21 protein-coding genes and 1 pseudogene are annotated in these 19,302 nt (G+C 51.5%); 9 read left to right on the top strand and 13 right to left on the bottom strand.

Annotated features, from left to right (window positions below; all coding sequences use genetic code 11):
* Positions 1 to 2: 2 nt before the first annotated feature.
* The 3 genes from BRO54_RS01325 to speE all read right to left on the bottom strand — a co-directional run bounded on the left by BRO54_RS01325 (position 3) and on the right by speE (position 2,564).
* A complete protein-coding gene (locus BRO54_RS01325) occupies positions 3 to 434 on the bottom strand; it encodes a YwiB family protein (protein ID WP_074042952.1) in 432 nt (143 codons plus the stop codon).
* A gap of 404 nt (positions 435 to 838) precedes the next feature.
* On the bottom strand, positions 839 to 1,723 hold the full coding sequence (speB, locus tag BRO54_RS01330) for an agmatinase (protein ID WP_074042879.1): 885 nt from the start codon (positions 1,721 to 1,723) through the stop codon (positions 839 to 841).
* Between the two features lie 13 nt (positions 1,724 to 1,736).
* Positions 1,737 to 2,564: a polyamine aminopropyltransferase gene (gene speE, locus BRO54_RS01335; protein ID WP_074042880.1), complete on the bottom strand. Its 828-nt coding sequence runs from the start codon at positions 2,562 to 2,564 to the stop codon at positions 1,737 to 1,739.
* Positions 2,565 to 2,819: 255 nt separating this feature from the next.
* On the opposite strand from speE, the gene BRO54_RS01340 reads away from it, so the two are divergent.
* Positions 2,820 to 4,865 (top strand): transglycosylase domain-containing protein, encoded by a 2,046-nt coding sequence (locus BRO54_RS01340; protein WP_074042881.1) that lies wholly within the window; start codon positions 2,820 to 2,822, stop codon positions 4,863 to 4,865.
* Positions 4,866 to 4,996: 131 nt separating this feature from the next.
* On the opposite strand, the gene BRO54_RS01345 is transcribed toward BRO54_RS01340, so the two are convergent.
* On the bottom strand, positions 4,997 to 5,512 hold the full coding sequence (locus tag BRO54_RS01345) for a YwhD family protein (protein ID WP_013524825.1): 516 nt from the start codon (positions 5,510 to 5,512) through the stop codon (positions 4,997 to 4,999).
* Between the two features lie 19 nt (positions 5,513 to 5,531).
* Entirely contained in the window at positions 5,532 to 6,200 is a 669-nt protein-coding gene (locus BRO54_RS01350) for a site-2 protease family protein (RefSeq protein ID WP_074042882.1), read from the bottom strand.
* A gap of 130 nt (positions 6,201 to 6,330) precedes the next feature.
* Here BRO54_RS01350 and BRO54_RS01355 point away from each other — a divergent pair, with 130 nt between their 5' ends.
* Positions 6,331 to 6,519: a 2-hydroxymuconate tautomerase gene (locus tag BRO54_RS01355; RefSeq protein ID WP_014196981.1), complete on the top strand. Its 189-nt coding sequence runs from the start codon at positions 6,331 to 6,333 to the stop codon at positions 6,517 to 6,519.
* 142 nt (positions 6,520 to 6,661) lie between these two features.
* Here BRO54_RS01355 and BRO54_RS01360 read toward each other — a convergent pair whose 3' ends face one another.
* The 3 genes from BRO54_RS01360 to BRO54_RS01370 all read right to left on the bottom strand — a co-directional run bounded on the left by BRO54_RS01360 (position 6,662) and on the right by BRO54_RS01370 (position 8,864).
* On the bottom strand, positions 6,662 to 7,180 hold the full coding sequence (locus tag BRO54_RS01360) for a YwgA family protein (protein WP_074042883.1): 519 nt from the start codon (positions 7,178 to 7,180) through the stop codon (positions 6,662 to 6,664).
* A 13-nt stretch (positions 7,181 to 7,193) separates the two neighbouring features.
* A complete protein-coding gene (locus BRO54_RS01365) occupies positions 7,194 to 8,492 on the bottom strand; it encodes an HD domain-containing protein (protein WP_074042884.1) in 1,299 nt (432 codons plus the stop codon).
* A gap of 144 nt (positions 8,493 to 8,636) precedes the next feature.
* Positions 8,637 to 8,864, bottom strand: a complete 228-nt coding sequence (locus BRO54_RS01370) for a YuzB family protein (RefSeq protein WP_011232879.1) — start codon at positions 8,862 to 8,864, stop codon at positions 8,637 to 8,639.
* A 175-nt stretch (positions 8,865 to 9,039) separates the two neighbouring features.
* On the opposite strand from BRO54_RS01370, the gene BRO54_RS01375 reads away from it, so the two are divergent.
* Positions 9,040 to 9,693 (top strand): RsfA family transcriptional regulator, encoded by a 654-nt coding sequence (locus BRO54_RS01375; RefSeq protein ID WP_014196985.1) that lies wholly within the window; start codon positions 9,040 to 9,042, stop codon positions 9,691 to 9,693.
* A 164-nt stretch (positions 9,694 to 9,857) separates the two neighbouring features.
* On the opposite strand, the gene lipL is transcribed toward BRO54_RS01375, so the two are convergent.
* Both lipL and pta read right to left on the bottom strand, forming a co-directional pair.
* On the bottom strand, positions 9,858 to 10,715 hold the full coding sequence (gene lipL, locus BRO54_RS01380) for an octanoyl-[GcvH]:protein N-octanoyltransferase (RefSeq protein WP_074042885.1): 858 nt from the start codon (positions 10,713 to 10,715) through the stop codon (positions 9,858 to 9,860).
* A gap of 141 nt (positions 10,716 to 10,856) precedes the next feature.
* Positions 10,857 to 11,837 (bottom strand): phosphate acetyltransferase, encoded by a 981-nt coding sequence (gene pta, locus BRO54_RS01385; protein WP_074042886.1) that lies wholly within the window; start codon positions 11,835 to 11,837, stop codon positions 10,857 to 10,859.
* A gap of 235 nt (positions 11,838 to 12,072) precedes the next feature.
* Between pta and hemQ the strand changes: the two genes are divergently transcribed.
* Positions 12,073 to 12,819, top strand: coding sequence for a hydrogen peroxide-dependent heme synthase (hemQ, locus tag BRO54_RS01390; RefSeq protein ID WP_074042887.1), 747 nt, complete (start codon positions 12,073 to 12,075; stop codon positions 12,817 to 12,819).
* A 43-nt stretch (positions 12,820 to 12,862) separates the two neighbouring features.
* Here the strand turns inward: hemQ and BRO54_RS01395 are convergent, their stop codons facing one another.
* Positions 12,863 to 13,759 (bottom strand): Rpn family recombination-promoting nuclease/putative transposase, encoded by an 897-nt coding sequence (locus tag BRO54_RS01395; protein ID WP_074042888.1) that lies wholly within the window; start codon positions 13,757 to 13,759, stop codon positions 12,863 to 12,865.
* A 257-nt stretch (positions 13,760 to 14,016) separates the two neighbouring features.
* On the opposite strand from BRO54_RS01395, the gene BRO54_RS01400 reads away from it, so the two are divergent.
* The gene (locus BRO54_RS01400) at positions 14,017 to 14,460 is read left to right on the top strand and encodes a cell wall hydrolase (RefSeq protein ID WP_066232264.1); all 444 of its coding nucleotides are present in this window, start codon (positions 14,017 to 14,019) and stop codon (positions 14,458 to 14,460) included.
* A 23-nt stretch (positions 14,461 to 14,483) separates the two neighbouring features.
* Positions 14,484 to 15,047, top strand: coding sequence for a spore coat protein GerQ (gene gerQ, locus BRO54_RS01405; RefSeq protein WP_074042889.1), 564 nt, complete (start codon positions 14,484 to 14,486; stop codon positions 15,045 to 15,047).
* A gap of 196 nt (positions 15,048 to 15,243) precedes the next feature.
* Here the strand turns inward: gerQ and BRO54_RS01410 are convergent, their stop codons facing one another.
* Together BRO54_RS01410 and BRO54_RS19955 are read right to left on the bottom strand one after the other, a co-directional pair.
* A complete protein-coding gene (locus BRO54_RS01410) occupies positions 15,244 to 15,615 on the bottom strand; it encodes a DUF423 domain-containing protein (RefSeq protein WP_013524836.1) in 372 nt (123 codons plus the stop codon).
* 121 nt (positions 15,616 to 15,736) lie between these two features.
* Complete coding sequence (locus BRO54_RS19955) at positions 15,737 to 15,874, bottom strand: hypothetical protein (protein WP_013524837.1); 138 nt, start codon at positions 15,872 to 15,874, stop codon at positions 15,737 to 15,739.
* A 245-nt stretch (positions 15,875 to 16,119) separates the two neighbouring features.
* On the opposite strand from BRO54_RS19955, the pseudogene BRO54_RS20870 reads away from it, so the two are divergent.
* From BRO54_RS20870 to BRO54_RS01425, 3 genes and pseudogenes are all read left to right on the top strand, one after another.
* Positions 16,120 to 16,314, top strand: a pseudogene (locus BRO54_RS20870) (IS1634 family transposase); the annotation flags it as partial.
* Between the two features lie 542 nt (positions 16,315 to 16,856).
* On the top strand, positions 16,857 to 17,687 hold the full coding sequence (licT, locus tag BRO54_RS01420) for a BglG family transcription antiterminator LicT (protein ID WP_013524838.1): 831 nt from the start codon (positions 16,857 to 16,859) through the stop codon (positions 17,685 to 17,687).
* Positions 17,688 to 17,882: 195 nt separating this feature from the next.
* Positions 17,883 to 19,295 carry a glycoside hydrolase family 1 protein gene (locus tag BRO54_RS01425; protein WP_013524839.1) on the top strand — a complete coding sequence of 471 codons (1,413 nt, stop codon included), beginning with the start codon at positions 17,883 to 17,885 and terminating at the stop codon, positions 19,293 to 19,295.
* Positions 19,296 to 19,302 lie beyond the last annotated feature (7 nt).

The raw sequence follows: 19,302 nt of genomic DNA on the forward strand, positions 1-19,302 counted from the left end.
GATTATACCCCCTTAAATGTCAACGTCAACGTATGGCGCCCGCTTCGCTCATGCTCTAACGCAAGTTCATATGAGAGAAAGAGCCGCCCCTTTTTCTGCCGGTCGTCATATTGAAATTCCATGGCGCTCGTTTTCGTCGAAAGCGCCCACCGCCCGAACACCGTCCCGTAATGGCCCGACGTTTCCTGGCGGCGGCGGAACGTTTGCCGCATCTCGACCGCTCCGGAACGAAGGACGGTTACCTCGTCAGGCGCGATTTTCACAATGTTGTTCACCCGCCCGAGTTCGTTTTCTTCGGCAAACTGCAAATAAACGGTTTCCCCTTTTATGTAATACATACCATCCGCCTCAAGCACGACTGTCTCTTGGCGCGGGCCGTCGCGAATGACAGCCACTTGGCGGAGCCGCACCGGAGTGCCGCTCGTTTCCTTCATCATGATGAACACACCTTTGCGAACAAGCAATCATAACAATAAGTATAAAGAACTGTTCCGCCCGATTCAAGGGGCCAAAAAGTTTGCAACCCTCGTCAGGGATTGATTCCGGAACTCCACCCACAAATATTTTACTCACACAGAACAAAGGAAGGACCCGAAGCTGACGCTTTGGGCCCCTCTTTTTTACGATGATGTCTTGACGTTTTGCAACACGTTAATAGCGAAAAGGATCCGCAACGACGCGGTATAGGCGCTTTTTCCTAATCTCAAGAAGATGTCCATTGCCGTGTTTCGGATCTCTGGTTCATCCAACCGGCTTTTTTGTCCCCATCTTGTCATACATACAAACCAAACGAAGGAAACGGCCCCATTCAACGGCTGGACGGCGGCCTGGCTCCTTCCTATTTCGTCCCCTTCGCCACCCAGCCAAGCAGCATTTCCCGAACAAGCTTGCTCGCCGTATTAGCCGTTTGTTCGGAATGGTCGTAAATCGGCGCGACTTCCACCAAATCGGCGCCAACGACACGCACATCGGAATGCGCGATCTCATGGATGGCCGCCAACAGCTCTTTTGACGTAATGCCGCCGGCATCGACCGTTCCAGTGCCTGGGGCATGAGCGGGATCAAGCACATCGATGTCAATCGTCACATACACCGGACGGCCAGCGAGCTTCGGCAGCACGGAGCGGAGCGGCTCGAGCACCTCAAACTTGGCGATGTACATGCCGTTTTCTTTCGCCCATTCAAACTCTTCCTTCATGCCGGAACGGATGCCGAACGAAAAGACATTCGTCGGGCCGATCAGGTCAGCGACTTTGCGGATCGGCGTCGCGTGCGACAGCGGCTCGCCTTCGTAATGTTCGCGCAAGTCCGTGTGCGCATCCATATGAATGACGGCCAAATCCGGGTAGTATTCATACACCGCTTTAATGACCGGCCAGGAGACAAGATGCTCTCCGCCAAGGCCGAGCGGAAATTTGCCGGCGTCAAGCACCTTTTTCACGAACTGTTCAATCAGCTCCAAACTGCGGGCCGCATTGCCAAATGGCAGCGGAATGTCCCCAGCGTCAAAGTAGCGGATGTCTTTGAGTTCGCGGTCCAAATATGGGCTGTACTCCTCAAGACCGATCGACACTTCGCGGATGCGGGCCGGGCCAAACCGCGAGCCAGGCCGGTAGCTGACCGTCCAGTCCATCGGCATCCCGTAAATGACCGCTTCGCTTTCTTCAAAATTCGGATGGCTGCCGATAAACACGTTGCCCGAATAGGCTTCATCAAATCGCATCGCCTGCGCCCCCTTACTTCGTTAAATCCGCGACAAATTTCGGCAAGACGAAACACGCTTTGTGCAATTCTTTCGTGTAATATTTCGTCTCAATGTCATGGAACCGGTCGTCGCTCACTGCGAGCGGGTCGTATTTTTTCGAGCCGAGCGTAAACGTCCATAGCCCGCTCGGGTAAGTCGGGATGTTCGCCGTATACAAACGGGTGATCGGGAAAATTTCTTTCACATCGCGGTATACGTTGCGAATCAAATCGGCCTTAAACCACGGGTTGTCCGTTTGGGCGACGAAAATGCCGTCTTCCTTCAACGCGTTGGCGATGCCGGCGTAAAACCCTTTTGTGAACAAGTTGACCGCTGGGCCGACCGGTTCGGTTGAGTCAACCATAATGACGTCATACTCGTTTTCGCTTTTGGCGATATGCATAAACCCGTCATCGACTTTCACTTCGACGCGCGGATCATCGAGTTTACCGGCGATGTCCGGCAAGTAGGTTTTCGAGCACTCGATCACTTTGCCGTCAATTTCGACAAGCGTCGCTTTTTTGACGCTTGGGTGCTTCAGCACTTCACGAATGACGCCGCCGTCGCCGCCGCCGACGACAAGCACGTTTTCCGGATTGGGGTGGGTGAACAACGGCACGTGGGCGACCATTTCATGATAGACGAACTCGTCTTTTTGCGTCGTCATGACCATGCCGTCTAGAATGAGCATGTTGCCAAACTCCGCCGTTTCAACCATATCAAGTTTTTGGAACGGCGTTTGTTCTGTATGTAAAGTGCGGATGATGCGTGCGGTGATGCCAAAATGCTCCGTTTGCTTTTCGGTAAACCACAGTTCCATCGGTAACATCCTTTCTCCGAACGTTGCTTACTATACAAGTTTTCCTTGCCAACAAAAAACTAAACATGAAAAAGTATAGAGCAATCTAGCAAAAATGCAAGAGGAACAAGTTTAAAATAAAAAAATTTTTTTCATACTGGTAAGAAAAAGCGGAAAACCTCGCTGGCGAAGCCTTGACAAAAGCAAGGCGGCGCATTCAGCCGGGCGTCCGCCCGCATGTCTGAAACAACGCCAAAACCGTTGAGGTGATGCGCAATGGAACCGATCCCGGGCAGCCGTTTTCGCGGCACGTGGAAATATGTGCGCGCCGCCGTCTTTATCGGCTTTTTTCTCGCCATCTTTGCCTTCGCCGTTCTCGGGAGCTTTGTTTTGTTCGCGAAAATCGAAGGCGCCCCGCCGGTCGCCGTGCCGCAGACGACGATTTTTTATGCCGCTGACGGCAGCAAAATCGGGGAAAGCGACCATGGGCAAAAACGCTATTGGGTTCGGCTCAAAGACATGTCCCCGCACGTCATCGAAGCGACGATCGCCGTTGAAGACCGGAAGTTTTACGAACATCACGGGTTTGATTTGAAGCGAATCGCCGCCGCCATCATTGCGAATGTCGAGGCGATGGCAAAAGTCGAAGGGGCGAGCACGATCACCCAGCAATATGCGCGCAACTTGTTTTTGACGCATGAAAAAACGTGGTCGCGAAAAATCCAGGAAGCGTTGTACACCATCCGGCTTGAAGCCAACTACAGCAAAGATCAAATTTTGGAAGGCTATTTGAATACGATTTACTACGGCCATGGCGCCTACGGGATTGAGGCGGCAGCCCGCTACTATTTCGGCAAGCACGCGAGCGAGCTGACGCTCAGCGAGGCAGCGATGCTCTCCGGCATTCCGAAAGGGCCGTATTACTACTCGCCGTTTGTCAATGAACAGCGGGCGAAAGCGCGGCAAAAAATCGTGCTCACCTCCATGGTGGAAGCCGGCTACATCAGCCGCCAAGAAGCGGAGCAGGCGTACCGCGACAAACTCGTCTACGCCCGGCACCGGGAACAAGAGCAGCCGATCGCTCCGTATTTTCAAGATGTCGTCAAACAGCAGTTGCGCACGAAACTCGGCCTGGATGAGCGGGCGATCGAGCTTGGGGGGCTGCGCGTCTATACGACGCTGGATCGGCGCCTGCAGCGGATTGCCGAAGAGCAAATCCGTCGCATCATCGATCCGCACTCTGCCATTCAAGCGGCGCTTGTGGCGATGGATCCACGCACCGGGGAAGTAAAGGCGCTCGTCGGCGGACGCAACTACGAAGAGAGCCCGTTCAACCGGGCCGTGCAGGCGGAACGCCAGCCAGGGTCGACATTTAAGCCGTTTTTGTATTACGCGGCGATCGAGCAAGGATTCACCCCATCGACCCAACTGCGCAGCGAGCTGACGACATTTACGTTTAACGGCGGCCGATCGTCGTACACCCCCCATAATTACAATGACTACTATGCCAATGGCCCGATCACGCTCGCTCAGGCGCTCGCCGTATCCGACAACGTCTTTGCGGTGAAAACGCTCCAGTTCATCGGCGTCGACAAACTCGTCGACACAGCGAAAGCGCTCGGCATCACAAGCAGATTGAAAGCAGTGCCGTCGTTGGCGCTCGGCACCTCGCCCGTGAAAGTGATCGACATGGTGGCCGCGTACAGCACGCTGGCCAACTACGGCAAACAAACCGAACCGGTGTTTATTAAAAAAGTCGTTGATGCAAACGGAAACGTGCTGTATGAACATAAGCCGGAGAGCCGGCAAGTGCTCGACCGCGACGCGGCGTTTGTGACGACCCATTTAATGACCGGGATGTTCGACCCGAAGTTAAACGGCTATACAACCGTCACCGGGCAGTCAATCATCGATGACATCACGCGTCCGTACGCCGGCAAGTCGGGAACGACGAAAACGGACAGTTGGATGATCGGGTTCGCCCCGCAACTTGTCGCCGGCGTCTGGACCGGCTACGACCGCGGGGAAACGATGGATCGTCCTGCCGAAAGGCAATATGCCAAACAAATATGGGTTCACTTTATGGAACAAAGCCTCGCCGGCGAACCGAAAAAATCGTTCAAACCGACCAAAGGCGTCATCGGCGTCTACATCGACCCGCAAAACGGCAAGCTGGCCACCGACTCCTGTCCGGTGAAACGAAAAACGTACTATCTCATCGGTACAGAACCGACCGACTATTGCACCGACCATTTGGAAAAGAAAAAGAAGAAAAAAGAAGACGGAAAAAGCTGGTTCGAGAAATGGTTCCCATGGTTTTAAACAAGAAAATCCCCTGCGTTTGCCCGCAGGGGATTTTCTTGTCCTAGTTTTCCTGTGTTATACATGTAGATTTAGTTTATCCTTTTTTCCAAACAAGAACAAGCCCTTGAGCAAACATGTTCACAAAACCGTCACAATTCGCCTTCGAGCCCTTTTTTCAGTTCATCGCTCGAACGGTTCCACATCCCGATGTCATGCCCTTTCAAAAAGTCGGCGAGCACCCGTTTTGATTTCGCGTCCATATGATCGACAATAATGTGCCGCTTTAGCGATTTATCAAGCCGGTTAACATGTTCCGGCAATAACTTATAGCCGCGGCGCGCCTCACGGTCGATCGTCATTTCGCACGCCGTCACCCCGGCGTAATACGGGCCGTCTTCACGGCGCTCGATCGTCACCCAGACGATCCAATACGGCTTGCCGTTTGGCACGGCGGAACGGTCCGGCAAAAACTTGATGCCGCGCTCAACGGCGCTGCGCGCATGCATCGCCCCCATATCGACGAACGCTTCGCCCGCTTCGACGTCAATTATGACCGGCGAAACGTTTTCTAAGCTCAACGCCCCGGCGCCAAAGCCGCGGTGCCCGTCGGTCGGATCGTCTTTGATGATATTAAAGCCGATGTTTTTTTTCTTTTTTTGCTCCATTCCGCTTGTTCCTCCTTCCTTACATAAACAAATTGGCGACCAACGACTGCAAATTTTCCAATACAAACGGCAGCGCCACTTGAAACACCGGCTCAATCGTATATCGGTCAAGCGGCGTGAGCACAAGGATGAGAAAAATGAGCGCCCCGTAGCTTTCCCATTGCGTCATTTTCGCCCGCAGCCCGTCCGGCGCCAAGTCTTCAATAATACGATACCCGTCAAGCGGCGGAAACGGCAATAAATTAAACAAAAACAAAACAGCGTTCAAGCTGATAAAAATTTGGAAAAACAGATCAAACCCGGCGGCGAACCAATCCGGCAGCGCCCGCATGATGCCGAAGTCGATCATCGCGTACCAAATGACAAATCCAAGCGCGGCAAGCACGAGATTGCTCAGCGGTCCGGCAACCGACACGAGAATGCCGGCAAGGCGCGGATTTTTGAAGTAGAAGCGATTGACTGGCACCGGACGCGCCCAGCCAAACCCAGCGAGAAAGATAAGCAGGGTGCCAAGCAAATCCAAATGGGCAAACGGTGACAATGTCAGCCGTCCCTCGTTTTTCGCCGTCGGATCGCCGAACTTGTAGGCGACGTATGCATGAGCGAACTCATGCACGGAAAATGCTAACGCCAGCGTCAAGAGCACGTACGGAATTTCGCTTAACGAATACGGCAAAATTTGATCCACTTCATAAACTCCTTTTCCCTATATTCACTATCTTTAGTATACATGATTAGCAGAAAAAAGTGGACTGAACTTCCTCACCCCGTGGTATAATAAGCGCGACAGCACTCGACAATGAAATGGGGGGACAACCGTGCCGTACGTAACGATCAAAATGCTCGCCGGCCGCACGGATGAACAAAAGAAAGCGCTTGTTGAAAAAGTGACGGACGCCGTCGTCGAGACGACAGGGGCGAAACGGGAGAGCGTTGTCGTATTCATTGAAGAAATGACGAAAGACCATTATGCGATCGCCGGAAAACGGCTGAGCGACACAGAGTGACACAAAGGCGGGGATGACCCAAAACGCGAATGCGTTTTGGGTCATCCCCTTTTCTTCCACGATCAACCGATCATATGTTGAGCAACGAAGATGTCACGCTGGAGCAACTTCTTTCGCCTGACGACACCTTGCCAACGCCCGCCTACACGCGAGTTTTGTTGTGGCATCGGTTGCGCAGCGCATCAATGTACGCGTACGCCTCCTCGATTTCTTCTTCCGTATAGCGCTGCTTGCTTTTTAACACCGCAATTTTCTCTTTCACTTCGTCTTTCGGCAAATGTTCAAAATAAAGCACGGTGGACACAAGTTCCAAAAAACGGGCATTTTGTTCGTTCATCGCTTGCATGCACTCCGCCAAGCCCGGCATGTCCCAGTCATAATGGCGCAAAAACTGTTCGCCCGCTTCGGTTAATGTATAGCGATATTGCATATAACCGCTCTTTTTCTCTTTCACTTCATGCAAAAACCCGAGCGCGCACAGCTCTTCGATGCGGCATGTCAGCTCTTCCGAATACGGGCCGTAAAAGTGGAAATCGAATTTCTCGTAAAACGGAAAGTCGAGCTTTTTCGCGATGTAGATCATTTTTTGCAGCTTTTTGCGGCCGGCAATTTCCCCGGCGGCCGCCAACGCCTTCATTACTTTCGCATGCTCTGTGAGCACTCTCCGTCATCTCCTAACCCTTTAAAATTTCCATAATCTTTTTCTTCACTGTCCGCTTCGTCGACAAGTCTTCCAGGAAATCAGCTGGGAAATACAGCTTATGGTCGGTGCGCCGTTTCCCGGAAATGGCGTCAACGAGCACCGATTCGCGCGACAGCTCGCGAAGCTCCCCGTTTGGCATCAACAAATAAATCGGCAGGCGCTCGCCTTCCTCGCCCGGCCGGTAAAAGTCATACGGCAAATCGGACGACGAATCGACGACCAAGTAGTAGTCCGGGTCGATGCCCGCTTTTTTAAACAAACCGGTCAGCTCAATGAGCTTCGCCATTTGTTCGTTCGTCGGATGGAACTCCGTATATTTGAACAGGCGGCGGCGGACAAACCGCTGGCACAGATCGCTTAAAATCGGATCCCGTTCGTATTGCCATTGCTGGAAGTAAAACAAGATGACTGCCTCATCCAGCGCCAAGTAATCGCCAAGCGGCACGTTTCCCGCAAAGAACGATAAAAAGTGAACCGGCTTCGTCTGAAAACGATACCCCTCTTCATACAGCTTTTTCGCCCGATGCAAAATTTTCGTCAAAATGACTTCCGCACTGCGCGTCACGGGATGAAAGTACACTTGCCAGTACATTTGGTAGCGGCTCATGATGTAATCCTCGACCGCATGCATGCCGCTTCGTTTGATGACGACTTGGTCTTCGCGCGGGCGCATGACGCGCAAAATGCGCTCCATGTCAAAATAGCCGTAGCTGACGCCGGTGTAGTAGGCATCGCGCAACAAATAATCCATCCGGTCGGCGTCAATTTGGCTCGAAATGAGGCTCACAACAAGCTTGTTCGGGTACGTTTTGGCGATCACTTCCGCCACTTTTTGCGGAAAATCGTCGCCCACTTCGCGCAAGGCGGCGTTCACTTCTGTATCGCCTAAAATGATTGCCTGTGTAAAATCTTCGTGGTCGAGGCGAAACACTTTTTCAAATGAATGGGAAAACGGGCCGTGCCCTAAATCGTGCAAGAGCGCCGCGCATAGGCAAAGAAGGCGCTCGCTATGATCCCAATGATCGCGGCCGACAAACACGTCGTCAATGATGCGGCGGATGATTTCGTAAACGCCGAGCGAATGGTTAAACCGGCTGTGCTCGGCGCCGTGAAACGTCAAATATGTCGTGCCGAGCTGCTTGATGCGGCGCAGGCGCTGAAATTCTTTTGTGCCGATCAAATCCCAAATCACTTTGTCGCGAACATGTATGTATCGGTGCACCGGATCTTTAAACACTTTTTCTTCGTCAAGCTGCCCGCCGGAATACATCGCATCCTCCTCTTCCGTCTCCAACATACATCTATTATACGCCGTTTCTGGCGGCAAAGAAATAGTTGACTTTTTTCTCCGTCTTTCTCCATTATTGACGGAAAAAACAAAAAATCACCTTCTTTCGGCAAAGAAGGTGATCGGTTATCGCTTTTTCAACCTTTCGGCAATTTTATCAATCAGTTCGTCTTCCGTCAGCGCCGCCACCGGACGGTTGTTGACGAAAGCAAACGTCTTTTTCCGCCCCGGGCCGCAATACGACTGGCAGCCGATTTTGATGACCGCATCCGGATCCAGCTTTTTGAGGCGCGGAATCAATGTTTTTAAATTCGGCGCCTTGCAGTCGTCGCAAACGCGAAACTCATTCGCCATCACTCGTCATCCCTTTCCGCAGCGTTTGCTTTGTGTATTCTACCGCTTTTGCCGGAAAATTGCAAGTTGGCATGCTTTCACCCTTGTAATTTGCCAATCCCATAAACTTGCAACGTATAATTTTTTTCCTTTTGGTCCACCCTTTTACTAGCATGGGAAAAAGGAGTGAAGAACAATGAAACAACGGCAAGACGCTTGGACGGAAGAAGACGATTTATTGTTGGCAGAGACCGTATTGCGCCATGTGCGTGAAGGGAGCACCCAGCTGAACGCGTTTGAAGAAGTCGGCGACAAGCTGAATCGGACATCGGCCGCCTGTGGCTTTCGCTGGAATGCAGTCGTCCGCCATCAGTACGAAGAAGCGCTGCAGCTGGCGAAAAAGCAGCGAAAAGAGCGGCTGCGGCTGCTGGCCAAACAAGGCGGCGCGAAAAAGCGGCGCCTGTATGAACCGCCGATGCCGTCATTAGAGGAGTTGGGCGATGTGATGCAGCTGCCAGCCGTCGTCCCATCCTCTCCGCCGCAACAAGTGACGCTTGATCAAGTGATCGCTTTTTTAAAAACGTTCCAATCCCATGAGCGGAAACGGGAGGCGCTGATCAAAGAAAACGAGCGGCTGCGCCGCGAAATTGACGAACTAAAGCAAAAAAATAAAGAACTTGAAGAAAAGGTTGCTAAATTAGAAGAAAATTCGTCGACCGTCCAAGAAGATTTTGAGACGCTCGTGAAAATCATCAACCGAGCGCGCAAAATGGTGTTAAAAGAGGAAGAAGAGCGGGGGCTGACCTTCCGTATGGACCCGAACGGAAACTTAGAGAAAATCGCCGAGTAACGAAAAAGGATGCCGGGTGAAAAGCCGGGCTGATCCCAAAACGCACTCGCGTTTTGGGATCAGCCCCTTTTTTGTTGGCGAACGTCCATCATTCGCGCCAAGGTTGGGCAGGGCATGGGTCGCGGTCAGCAGCGACGAAGCGCCTCATCGAAGCTAAAAGGACTTTACGGCTCGACTTCTCTCATCGGCTCTCCTGAAGATACGTTGGCATTTCGTTCGACGATGCGCGCCCAATACTGCTCATACCAATTCCATTCGCCGTTCTCGAGGGCAGACGAATATAGCTCGCCGCCAAACGACTGCAGCGTGCGCCAAAGGGCGACAAGCAGCTCATCGATCGACAACTCGCAGCCGAGAAGCTCAGACAGCGACGCCATGACAGCTGGGACAACATCGGGGTAGGCGAATTTCGTTTTCTCTCCTTGGCGGCCGAGCTCATAAAAGCGGCGAATAAGCTCAGCCCGCGCGGCTCCGCTCCCGTTGACGCAAAGGTAGATTTGCACGGCAACGCCGCCGCGCACCCGTCGCTGCGAAATGCCGGCAAATTTTTTGCCGCTGATGCTCAAGTCATAGCTCCCCGGGCAATACGAACCGACGATTTCCCCCGCCTCAACGCGGGCGCCGTATGGCGCAAGCATGGCGGCAATGAGCGCATACATCGCCTCATACCCTTGCTCGATGGCAATCGTGTTTTTCGTTTCCGGAAAAATGAGCGAAATATTCAACACCCCGCTGTCAAGGACAACGGCCAACCCGCCGGAATTGCGGACGACGACGCGATACCCTTCCTGGCGCAAAAACGAAATGGCCTCATCGATGTACGGAAGCTTCGTATCCGCGGCGCCTAAGACGACGGTATTCTCATGCACCCACGTGCGGACGACCGCATCCGACTGTCCCGCACCAACCGCGGTGCATAATGCATCATCGATGGCAAACGATTGTTTCGCATCAAACAGCGGACCGAAATGCGACTGGTCGATCACCCGCCATTTCGGTCGATGCAGCAATTCATGGCTCATCGCGAGTAACTCCTTGCATTGATCATTCCAACTCTATTCATTATAGCACAATCACAGCCTAAGCCGTTGGCGAATGGCGCAAAAAGAACGAGGAGGCGCATGCCCCCTCGTTTTCATCGGTTTCACCCAGTGGCGATCCCGTCACTCCCCGAGCGACTGGGCGGCGGTGATGAGCGCGAGCTTGTAGGCGTCTTCGGCGCTGCAGCCGCGCGATAGGTCGTTCACCGGCTTGTTCAGTCCTTGCAAAATCGGACCGACCGCTTCAAAGCGGCCGAGGCGCTGGGCGATTTTGTATCCGATGTTGCCTGCCTCAAGGCTCGGGAAAATGAAAACGTTCGCGTCGCCTTGAATGGGGGAATCCGGCGCTTTCTTTTTCGCCACCTCTGGCACAAACGCGGCGTCAAATTGAAACTCACCGTCAAGGATCAGATCCGGCGCCATTTCTTTCGCCAACCGCACCGCCTCAACGACTTTTTCCGTCTCCGGCGACGAAGCCGACCCTTTCGTGGAAAAGCTTAACAGCGCCACGCGCGGCTTAAGGCCGAACATTTTTGCCGTCCGGGCGCTCTCGACCGCGATTTCCGCCAAATCTTGGCTGTCAGGAGCAATGTTGATGGCGCAATCGGCGAACACATATTTTTCCTCGCCGCGCACCATGATGAACACGCCGGACGTTTTGCGAACACCTGGCTTCGTTTTAATGATTTGTAAAGCCGGACGGACAGTGTCGGCCGTCGAGTGGGCCGCCCCGCTGACGAGGCCGTCGGCCGCTCCCGTATAAACGAGCATCGTACCGAAATAGTTTTCATCGAAAAGCAACTCGCGCGCGGCTTCTTCTGTCACTTTCCCTTTGCGGCGCTCCACAAATGCCGAAACGAGCTCATCAAACCCGCCATAGCGGCGCGGGTTGACAATCTCCACCCCTTCAAGCGGCAAGCCAAGCGCCGCCGCTTTCACCCGCACAGCTTGCTCATCGCCAAGGACGATCGGCTGAAGCACTTGCTCCGTCGCCAAACGGCTCGCCGCTGTAAGAATGCGGTCGTCCGTCCCTTCCGGAAACACGATTTTCCGTCCCGCGCCGGCCACTTTCGTTTTCAAAGCCGCAAACAAGTCGTTCGCCACGATTCATGCCTCCCTCAATTCCCCGCCGGCGCCTTTCGTTCGGAAACACGCCAGCCTTTCTCTACTATTAAGCATACCTCTTTCATAGGGAAACGCAACGCTAGTAAGCCTTTCCAACAAATAATTCACCTTTTGCCACAATTCAGTCTACTTTTTCCTTATGCACCAACGCCCGCGTTTTTGGGCAAACTATGATATAGTGATACTGTACATTGATCAAGAAGGAGTGATGACGGTGAGCGAAGCGGCCCAAACGTTGGATGGTTGGTATTGTCTGCACGATTTCCGCACGATTGACTGGAGCGCGTGGAAAACGCTGCCGAACGAAGAGCGCGAGGCAGCGATCAGTGAGTTTTTAGCGCTTGTCGACCAATGGGAGACGACTGAAAGCGAGAAGCAAGGAAGCCATGCCATCTACACGATCGTCGGGCAAAAAGCCGATATTTTGTTCATGATTTTGCGCCCAACGCTCGATGAATTGCACGAGATTGAGACGGCGCTCAACAAAACGAAGCTCGCTGAGTATTTGCTGCCGGCGTACTCGTACGTCTCGGTCGTCGAGCTGAGCAACTATTTAGCGTCCGGCAGCGAAGATCCGTACCAAATTCCAGAGGTGCGCCGCCGTTTGTATCCGATTTTGCCGAAAACGAACTACATTTGCTTCTATCCGATGGACAAGCGGCGCCAAGGCAACGACAACTGGTACATGTTGTCGATGGAACAGCGGCGCGAACTCATGCGCGCCCACGGCATGACCGGCCGAAAATACGCCGGCAAAGTGACGCAAATCATCACCGGCTCCGTCGGCTTGGATGATTTTGAATGGGGCGTCACCTTGTTTTCGGATGATGCGCTCCAGTTCAAAAAGCTCGTCTATGAAATGCGCTTTGACGAAGTGAGCGCCCGCTTTGGCGAATTTGGCTCCTTTTTCGTCGGCACCCGGCTGCCGGTGGAAAATGTTTCTTCGTTCTTCCATGTATAAAAAAGAGGGGCCCAAACCCGGCAGGGCCCCTTTGCTTATTTTCCTATTCTTCAAGTAACCGGCGAACTTCTTCCCCTGAAAGGTCAACCAAATGAGCGATTTCTTCCGCCGTCATTCCTTTGCACGCCATGTTACGGATCAGCCGTTTCATTCCTTGCTTCATTCCTTGTTTGATCCCTTGTTGAATTCCACGTTCGATCCCTTCTTCCAATCCCTTTTTCCTTCCCTTTTGCTCATAGGAAATGATCAGCTCCAACACTTTCTCTTTTTCTTTTGTTTCCATCTCTTTCACCTCTCTTTGCAGTTGTTGCTCTTCTTCCTCCGATAGCTTCACATACGTTTCAAAAAAGCCCAACAAGAGCCGCTGCCTCGCTTCGTCCAATTCCAGACGCACAAGCATGCGCAAAAATTCTTTTTTCAACTCGACTTTCTCACTTTCAGTATACCCCATTTTGCTGAGAAGGGCAGCTGCCACCGGATTGTCATGCCGGATGTAGTCCCTCCAATTTTTCTTGCGCAACTCCACTTGAAAAAAGCGAAATTGCAGCACCCCACCAAAGGGAAACTCGATCGAAAACACGGACGGTTCATCGCGAAGGGCCTCATAGCTGAAGACAGCAATCGGAACAATGCGGGTGCGGTATTTTTCGAACAAGCGGCTGAAATAGAGGAACATGCGCTCTGGAAACGACGGTTGCACGTAGCTTTGGTTCTCCACATGCACAATGATGAGCCCGTCTTCCCCTTTCAACTTCGTCTCAACCAACAAATCAACGCGATACTTCTCTCCTGCCGTCACATCGGTGAACAGCTCTTCAGACAAAAAAGAAAGATGGCGGAAATCGATATGCTCATGCATGTCGGGGAAAAAAAGAAGGATAAACTCTTCGAAAAACGTTTGGATCAATTCCTTGAACAATCGATCATGATCAATGGCCATCTGATCACCTCACAGCCAAAATATTCATCAAATCTATTCGTGAACGCGAATCAAAAATCCTGCTCCAAAGGATAAAAAATATTTCGTAATCTGATTTCCCTTTTTGGCCAACCGCCCCTGTTTCTGTCATATACAGCCCAACTGCCCCATACATATAAATCAGAAATTCCGTTTAAACCGTTTGTCCGCCTGTCACCATTTTCCCGCTCCATCAATAGCCTATTACTGTCGACATTGATGACAACCGAGGTGACGATATGGGTCAGATCGCTCCCTCCATTGTAGCCCACACAGAAGAGGAAGTAAAGTTGTTGGCTCGGCTCATGCGAGCTGAAGCGGAAGGAGACGGGCGGCTTGGGATGCTCATGGTCGGCAACGTCGGCGTCAACCGCGTCATCGCCGACTGCCTTGACTTTCGCGGCATCCGCTCTATCCGGCAAATGGTGTTCCAAAGCCCGGGCGGCTTTGAGGCGGTGCAAAAGGGCTATTTTTACCAACGGGCGCGCGAAGTGGATATAGGCCTAGCGCGTCAAGTGCTTCGCGGTTGGCGCTACCACCCAGCGACAAACGCCCTTTGGTTTTTTAAACCACCTGAAGGCCAACCGTGCCCACCGCAATGGTTTGGCCAGTGGAACGTCGGCCGCTACAAATCGCACTGCTTCTTCGCGCCAACCCCATCTGACTGCCCACGCGTTTATTAACATTTTTGATGAGGAGGTTTTTTATGTCTAACTATACAGAAAACAACTTTTATCCGCTTGATGAAGAACGGCAACAGCCGTATGCAGCGTATCCGTACGGCTATCTATATCCGCAGCCGTATTATCCGGCGGCGTACCCGTATTATTACTATCCGCAAGCGGCTGCCGCTCCAACCGTGACGCCGGCGACAGCCGCCGCTCCGACGTTCGGTTTGCAGGCGCCAACGTTCACGGCTCCGACACCGACGCCGACCACCGCCGCACCCGCCACCACCGGCCCATCGATTCCAGGGATGCTGCCGATTGAAGAATCGTACATTGAAAACATTTTGCGGTTAAACAAGGGAAAAGTCGCCACCATCTATGCGACGTTTGAAAACAACCGCGAGTGGAATGCCAAGGTGTTTCGCGGCGTCATCGAGGCGGCCGGGCGCGACCATGTCATCCTGAGCGACCCGCAAACGGGAACGCGCTATTTGATCCCGATGATTTATGTCGATTATGTCACCTTTGAAGGGGAAATCGCCTACGAATATCCGTTTGCCGGTGCCTCCGCCACGCCGCTCGCCACCTATTCGCCGCGCTGAGTGCAAGCGCAAAACCGATGTTCGATGAGCAGGCTGCCCTAGGGTAGCCTGCTTTTTTTCATCCGATGTGACGGCCATCACAAATTGCTGACGCCCAGCTGTATATAATGGTGGCAAACGAAACAAAAGAGGTGCCTTCTATGATTTGGACGGTGCGTGATTTCCTGCTCGGGGTACACCTTGCCCCGCGCTCCGCTTACAGCCATTTTAACGCCGCATAGCCGATCATCACCCAGGCGACCAAAAAGGCGACGCCGCCAAACGGAGTGATCGCGCCAAGCGGCTTAATCTGCGTTACACTTAATACGTACAAGCTCCCGGAGAACAACACGATGCCGGCAAACATCACCCAGCCTGCCGCGCCGATCAGCCCGACATTTGGCGCCTTGCCAGCGAGCAATCCGACAACAAGCAGCCCTAATGCGTGGAACATCTGGTATTGCACCGCCGTTTTCCAAATCTCCAAATAACGATCCGGAATTTTCCCTTCAAGCCCGTGTGCGCCAAACGCTCCCAATGCGACGGCTAAAAACGCATTGAGCGCGCCGAGAATGATAAACGGTTTCATCACTCATCCGCCTTTCTTGTCGAAGTTTCCTTTTTCATTATAAACGAGGAACCCTTTGATCACAATTAACAGCGGAAAGGGGAGTGAGTGAAGGATTTGTGAAGGATTTGTGAATCACTCCTCAAATTTTGTTTTTGATTTCTCTTAATAGCTCAATGATGACATCATTCTGATCTTTTATCACTTTTAGTGTTCTTTCAATCATATTGGTTGAAAAGAAGACAATGATGACAAGTGCGATGCCAACAATCCAATCCATTAAATTCTCTTCCTCCAGTCATTGGTATTGTCAAAAGTTTATCCTCCACACTCACGGTTTTCCCTTGAGTTTCAACCCCGAGTTCGACAGTTTTGAGGCCATTTTAGGCAAATGAAAATGGCCAAAATGCTGTTATATCAAGGATTTCGCCATACGGATCCTAGAAAAAAGAGCTGAATTTCATAGGCACACGACTTGACAATTTATCCTTATAAAAAAAGCCTAATATCGTTTATCATATAGGCATGTCCATACGACGAGTCACACGCAAAAACAAAGACGGAACGACCGTGGCGCATCTCCAGCTTGCTCACAACGAATGGGATCCGAAGGCCAAATATGCGAAAGCGAAGGTGATTTATTCGTTTGGGCGCGAAGACGAGGTGGATCGCGCTGTCTTGGAGCGTCTGGCCAAAAGCATTTCGCGATTCCTTTCTCCTAATTCATGAATCGTGGCCGAAAGTCAGAGACGAATGCGAACGTCTCATGCTTGGACATTTTTCTTCCCAAAACGATGACCTTTATCAACGAACCGAACTGACGGCCAAACAAGCCCTATTCCTTGGGGCTCTAGGGCTGGAGCCTCCTCCGAAGATTCTAGGCATCCGCCCTCGCGCCTAGATACACGCCCAAAGTGTGTCCGAATGCCTCCGATCCTTTTTTGGATCAAGAGGCGAGAGGCATTTTGTTGGTCTAGTGACTGTCGAACTCCGGCCTCCCTAACGAACAGTATTCGCTAGAAAGGATACCATAATTTTTCACAATGCACAAAGGTCCAAATTCTTAACTTGATGGCTATGGGGTCCTTCCTGGATTTCACCCACAAATATTTTACTCACACGCGATAAGAGATAAACCATTTGTCGCATCATACAACAAAAACCCATTGACAAACTTGTGCAAATCGTCAATTCTTCTAAATAAGGATAATGGACATGCGTTTCATCCGGCAAGCATCCAAATGTGGAGGGCAGGGGGGCATATGAAAATTGCCAAAGTCATTAACAATAATGTCATCAGTGTCATCGAAAACGGCCGCGAACTCGTCATCATGGGCAGGGGAATCGCCTTTCAAAAGCGGCCTGGCGATGACGTTGATGAAGAAAAGATCGAGAAAATATTCAAATTGGAAAGCAAAGATATGATCAGCAAGTTTAAAGAACTGTTGTATGAAGTGCCACCTGAGTACGTTCATGTGACAGAGGAGATCATTCAATCTGCCAAAGAACAGCTGGACAAAAAGTTGAACGATATTATTTACATCTCACTGACCGACCATATTCATTTTGCCATTGAACGCCACCGCCAAGGCATACAAATTGTCAATCCTTTGCTTTGGGAGATTAAACGCATTTACAAACCAGAGTTTCAAATTGGCCAGCAAGCGCTGCGGATCATCCGCGACCGGCTTGGCATCGAGCTGCCAGAAGATGAAGCCGGGTTTATTACCATGCATATCGTCAACGCCGAGCTGAATGAACAAATGGGCGATATCGTCACCATGACGAAAATCATTCAAGACATTTTGACGATTGTCAAGTACCATTTCAAAATCGAACTTGACGAAGAATCACTCAACTATTTCCGCTTTCTCACCCATTTGAAATTTTTCGCCCAGCGGCTGTTAGGGAACACGCTGCTCAATCATGAAGAACATGACTTGTATCAGCTAGTGAAGCAAAAATACCGTGAAGCATACGAATGCACGAAAAAAATTAACGATTATATTCAAAAGACGCACGCTCGGACGTTGACAGCGGAAGAGGAGCTGTATTTAACGATTCATATCGACCGCGTCATCCGCCGCCATTAATTCTATGTTGACAGCCATGAAAGCGCATGCTAAACTGGAGTCAGAAAATGAATATGAGTCAGACAATTAGGATTGTTACTGGTCATGCAGGCAAAACCTAAATTGTCTCGCCATCTTTTCGCAGGCCTACTGCGCTTTTGGCGGGCAATTTAGGTTTTTTATTTTCATTCAACAAAAACAAAGGAGGAGCCGCTAATGAAGTATACTCAATTAAAACCGTTTCCAACGGGGTTTTTATGGGGCGGTTCGACGTCTGCTTACCAAGTCGAAGGCGCATGGAACGAAGACGGAAAAGGGCCGTCGGTCATCGATATGGCCAAACATCCGGAAGGAACGACCGATTTCAAAGTCGCCAGCGACCATTATCACCGGTATCAAGAAGATATCGCTTTGCTCGCAGAAATGGGGTTTAAAGCGTATCGCTTTTCCATCGCTTGGACGCGCATTTATCCGAACGGCGAAGGGGAAGTGAACCCAAAAGGATTGGAATTTTACAACAACTTGATTAATGAGATTGTCCGCCATGGCATCGAACCGATCGTGACGATCTATCATTTCGATTTGCCGTACGCCTTGCAAACGAAAGGCGGATGGTCGAACCGTGCGACTATCGATGCGTTTGTCAACTACTGCCGGACGCTGTTTGAACATTTTGGCGACCGTGTAAAGTATTGGTTGACCATTAATGAGCAAAATATGATGATCCTTCACGGGGAAGCCATTGGCATTGTCGATCCCGACAGCGAAAACCCGAAAAAAGAGCTATACCAGCAAAACCACCATATGTTTGTCGCCCAAGCCAAAGCGATGGCGCTTTGCCACGAAATGCTTCCTGATGCAAAAATCGGGCCGGCGCCGAATATTGCGACGATTTATCCGGCGAGCTCCAAGCCGGAAGATGTGCTCGCCGCCAACACGTATTCAGCGATTCGCAACTGGTTGTACTTAGATATGGCCGTCTACGGCCGCTACAATCCGACAGCGTGGGCGTATTTAGAAGAAAAAGGCTATACCCCAACGATTGCAGACGGAGATATGGACATCTTGCAAAACGCGAAACCGGATTTCATCGCTTTTAACTACTATACGTCACAAACAGTAGCCGCCAGCGTGGGGAATGAGAGCGATATCGGCCATACGGGAGACCAGCATATTACAATTGGCGAACCGGGCGTATACAAAGGCGCATCCAACCCGAACTTGCCGAAAAACGACTTCGGCTGGGAAATTGACCCGATCGGCTTCCGAACAACGCTTCGGGAAATTTATGAGCGCTACCGGTTGCCGCTCATCGTAACCGAAAACGGGTTAGGAGCTTACGATCGATTAGAAGAAGGGGATATCGTGAACGACACATACCGGATCGACTTTTTGCGCAACCATATTGAACAAATGCGCCTCGCCATCACGGACGGCGTCGACGTGTTCGGCTACTGCCCGTGGTCGGCGATCGACTTAGTCAGCACCCACCAAGGCATCAGCAAACGATACGGGTTCATTTACGTCAACCGCGACGAATTTGATTTGAAAGATTTGCGCCGTATCCGCAAACAAAGCTTTTATTGGTACCAACGGGTCATCTCCTCGAACGGCGAACAGCTCGACTAAATCCGGA

The organism is Geobacillus proteiniphilus (assembly GCF_001908025.1).
In the GTDB taxonomy this organism is placed as follows: domain Bacteria; phylum Bacillota; class Bacilli; order Bacillales; family Anoxybacillaceae; genus Geobacillus; species Geobacillus proteiniphilus.

Excerpts from the sequence above, each read along its gene's own strand:
- BRO54_RS01325 (WP_074042952.1), bottom strand. The coding sequence starts at position 434 with ATGAAGGAAACGAGCGGCACTCCGGTGCGGCTCCGCCAAGTGGCTGTC.
- speB (WP_074042879.1), bottom strand. The coding sequence starts at position 1,723 with ATGCGATTTGATGAAGCCTATTCGGGCAACGTGTTTATCGGCAGCCAT.
- speE (WP_074042880.1), bottom strand. The coding sequence starts at position 2,564 with ATGGAACTGTGGTTTACCGAAAAGCAAACGGAGCATTTTGGCATCACC.
- BRO54_RS01340 (WP_074042881.1), top strand. The coding sequence starts at position 2,820 with ATGGAACCGATCCCGGGCAGCCGTTTTCGCGGCACGTGGAAATATGTG.
- BRO54_RS01345 (WP_013524825.1), bottom strand. The coding sequence starts at position 5,512 with ATGGAGCAAAAAAAGAAAAAAAACATCGGCTTTAATATCATCAAAGAC.
- BRO54_RS01365 (WP_074042884.1), bottom strand. The coding sequence starts at position 8,492 with ATGTATTCCGGCGGGCAGCTTGACGAAGAAAAAGTGTTTAAAGATCCG.
- BRO54_RS01370 (WP_011232879.1), bottom strand. The coding sequence starts at position 8,864 with ATGGCGAATGAGTTTCGCGTTTGCGACGACTGCAAGGCGCCGAATTTA.
- BRO54_RS01375 (WP_014196985.1), top strand. The coding sequence starts at position 9,040 with ATGAAACAACGGCAAGACGCTTGGACGGAAGAAGACGATTTATTGTTG.
- lipL (WP_074042885.1), bottom strand. The coding sequence starts at position 10,715 with ATGAGCCATGAATTGCTGCATCGACCGAAATGGCGGGTGATCGACCAG.
- BRO54_RS01395 (WP_074042888.1), bottom strand. The coding sequence starts at position 13,759 with ATGGCCATTGATCATGATCGATTGTTCAAGGAATTGATCCAAACGTTT.
- BRO54_RS01400 (WP_066232264.1), top strand. The coding sequence starts at position 14,017 with ATGGGTCAGATCGCTCCCTCCATTGTAGCCCACACAGAAGAGGAAGTA.
- gerQ (WP_074042889.1), top strand. The coding sequence starts at position 14,484 with ATGTCTAACTATACAGAAAACAACTTTTATCCGCTTGATGAAGAACGG.
- BRO54_RS01410 (WP_013524836.1), bottom strand. The coding sequence starts at position 15,615 with ATGAAACCGTTTATCATTCTCGGCGCGCTCAATGCGTTTTTAGCCGTC.
- BRO54_RS19955 (WP_013524837.1), bottom strand. The coding sequence starts at position 15,874 with ATGGATTGGATTGTTGGCATCGCACTTGTCATCATTGTCTTCTTTTCA.
- licT (WP_013524838.1), top strand. The coding sequence starts at position 16,857 with ATGAAAATTGCCAAAGTCATTAACAATAATGTCATCAGTGTCATCGAA.
- BRO54_RS01425 (WP_013524839.1), top strand. The coding sequence starts at position 17,883 with ATGAAGTATACTCAATTAAAACCGTTTCCAACGGGGTTTTTATGGGGC.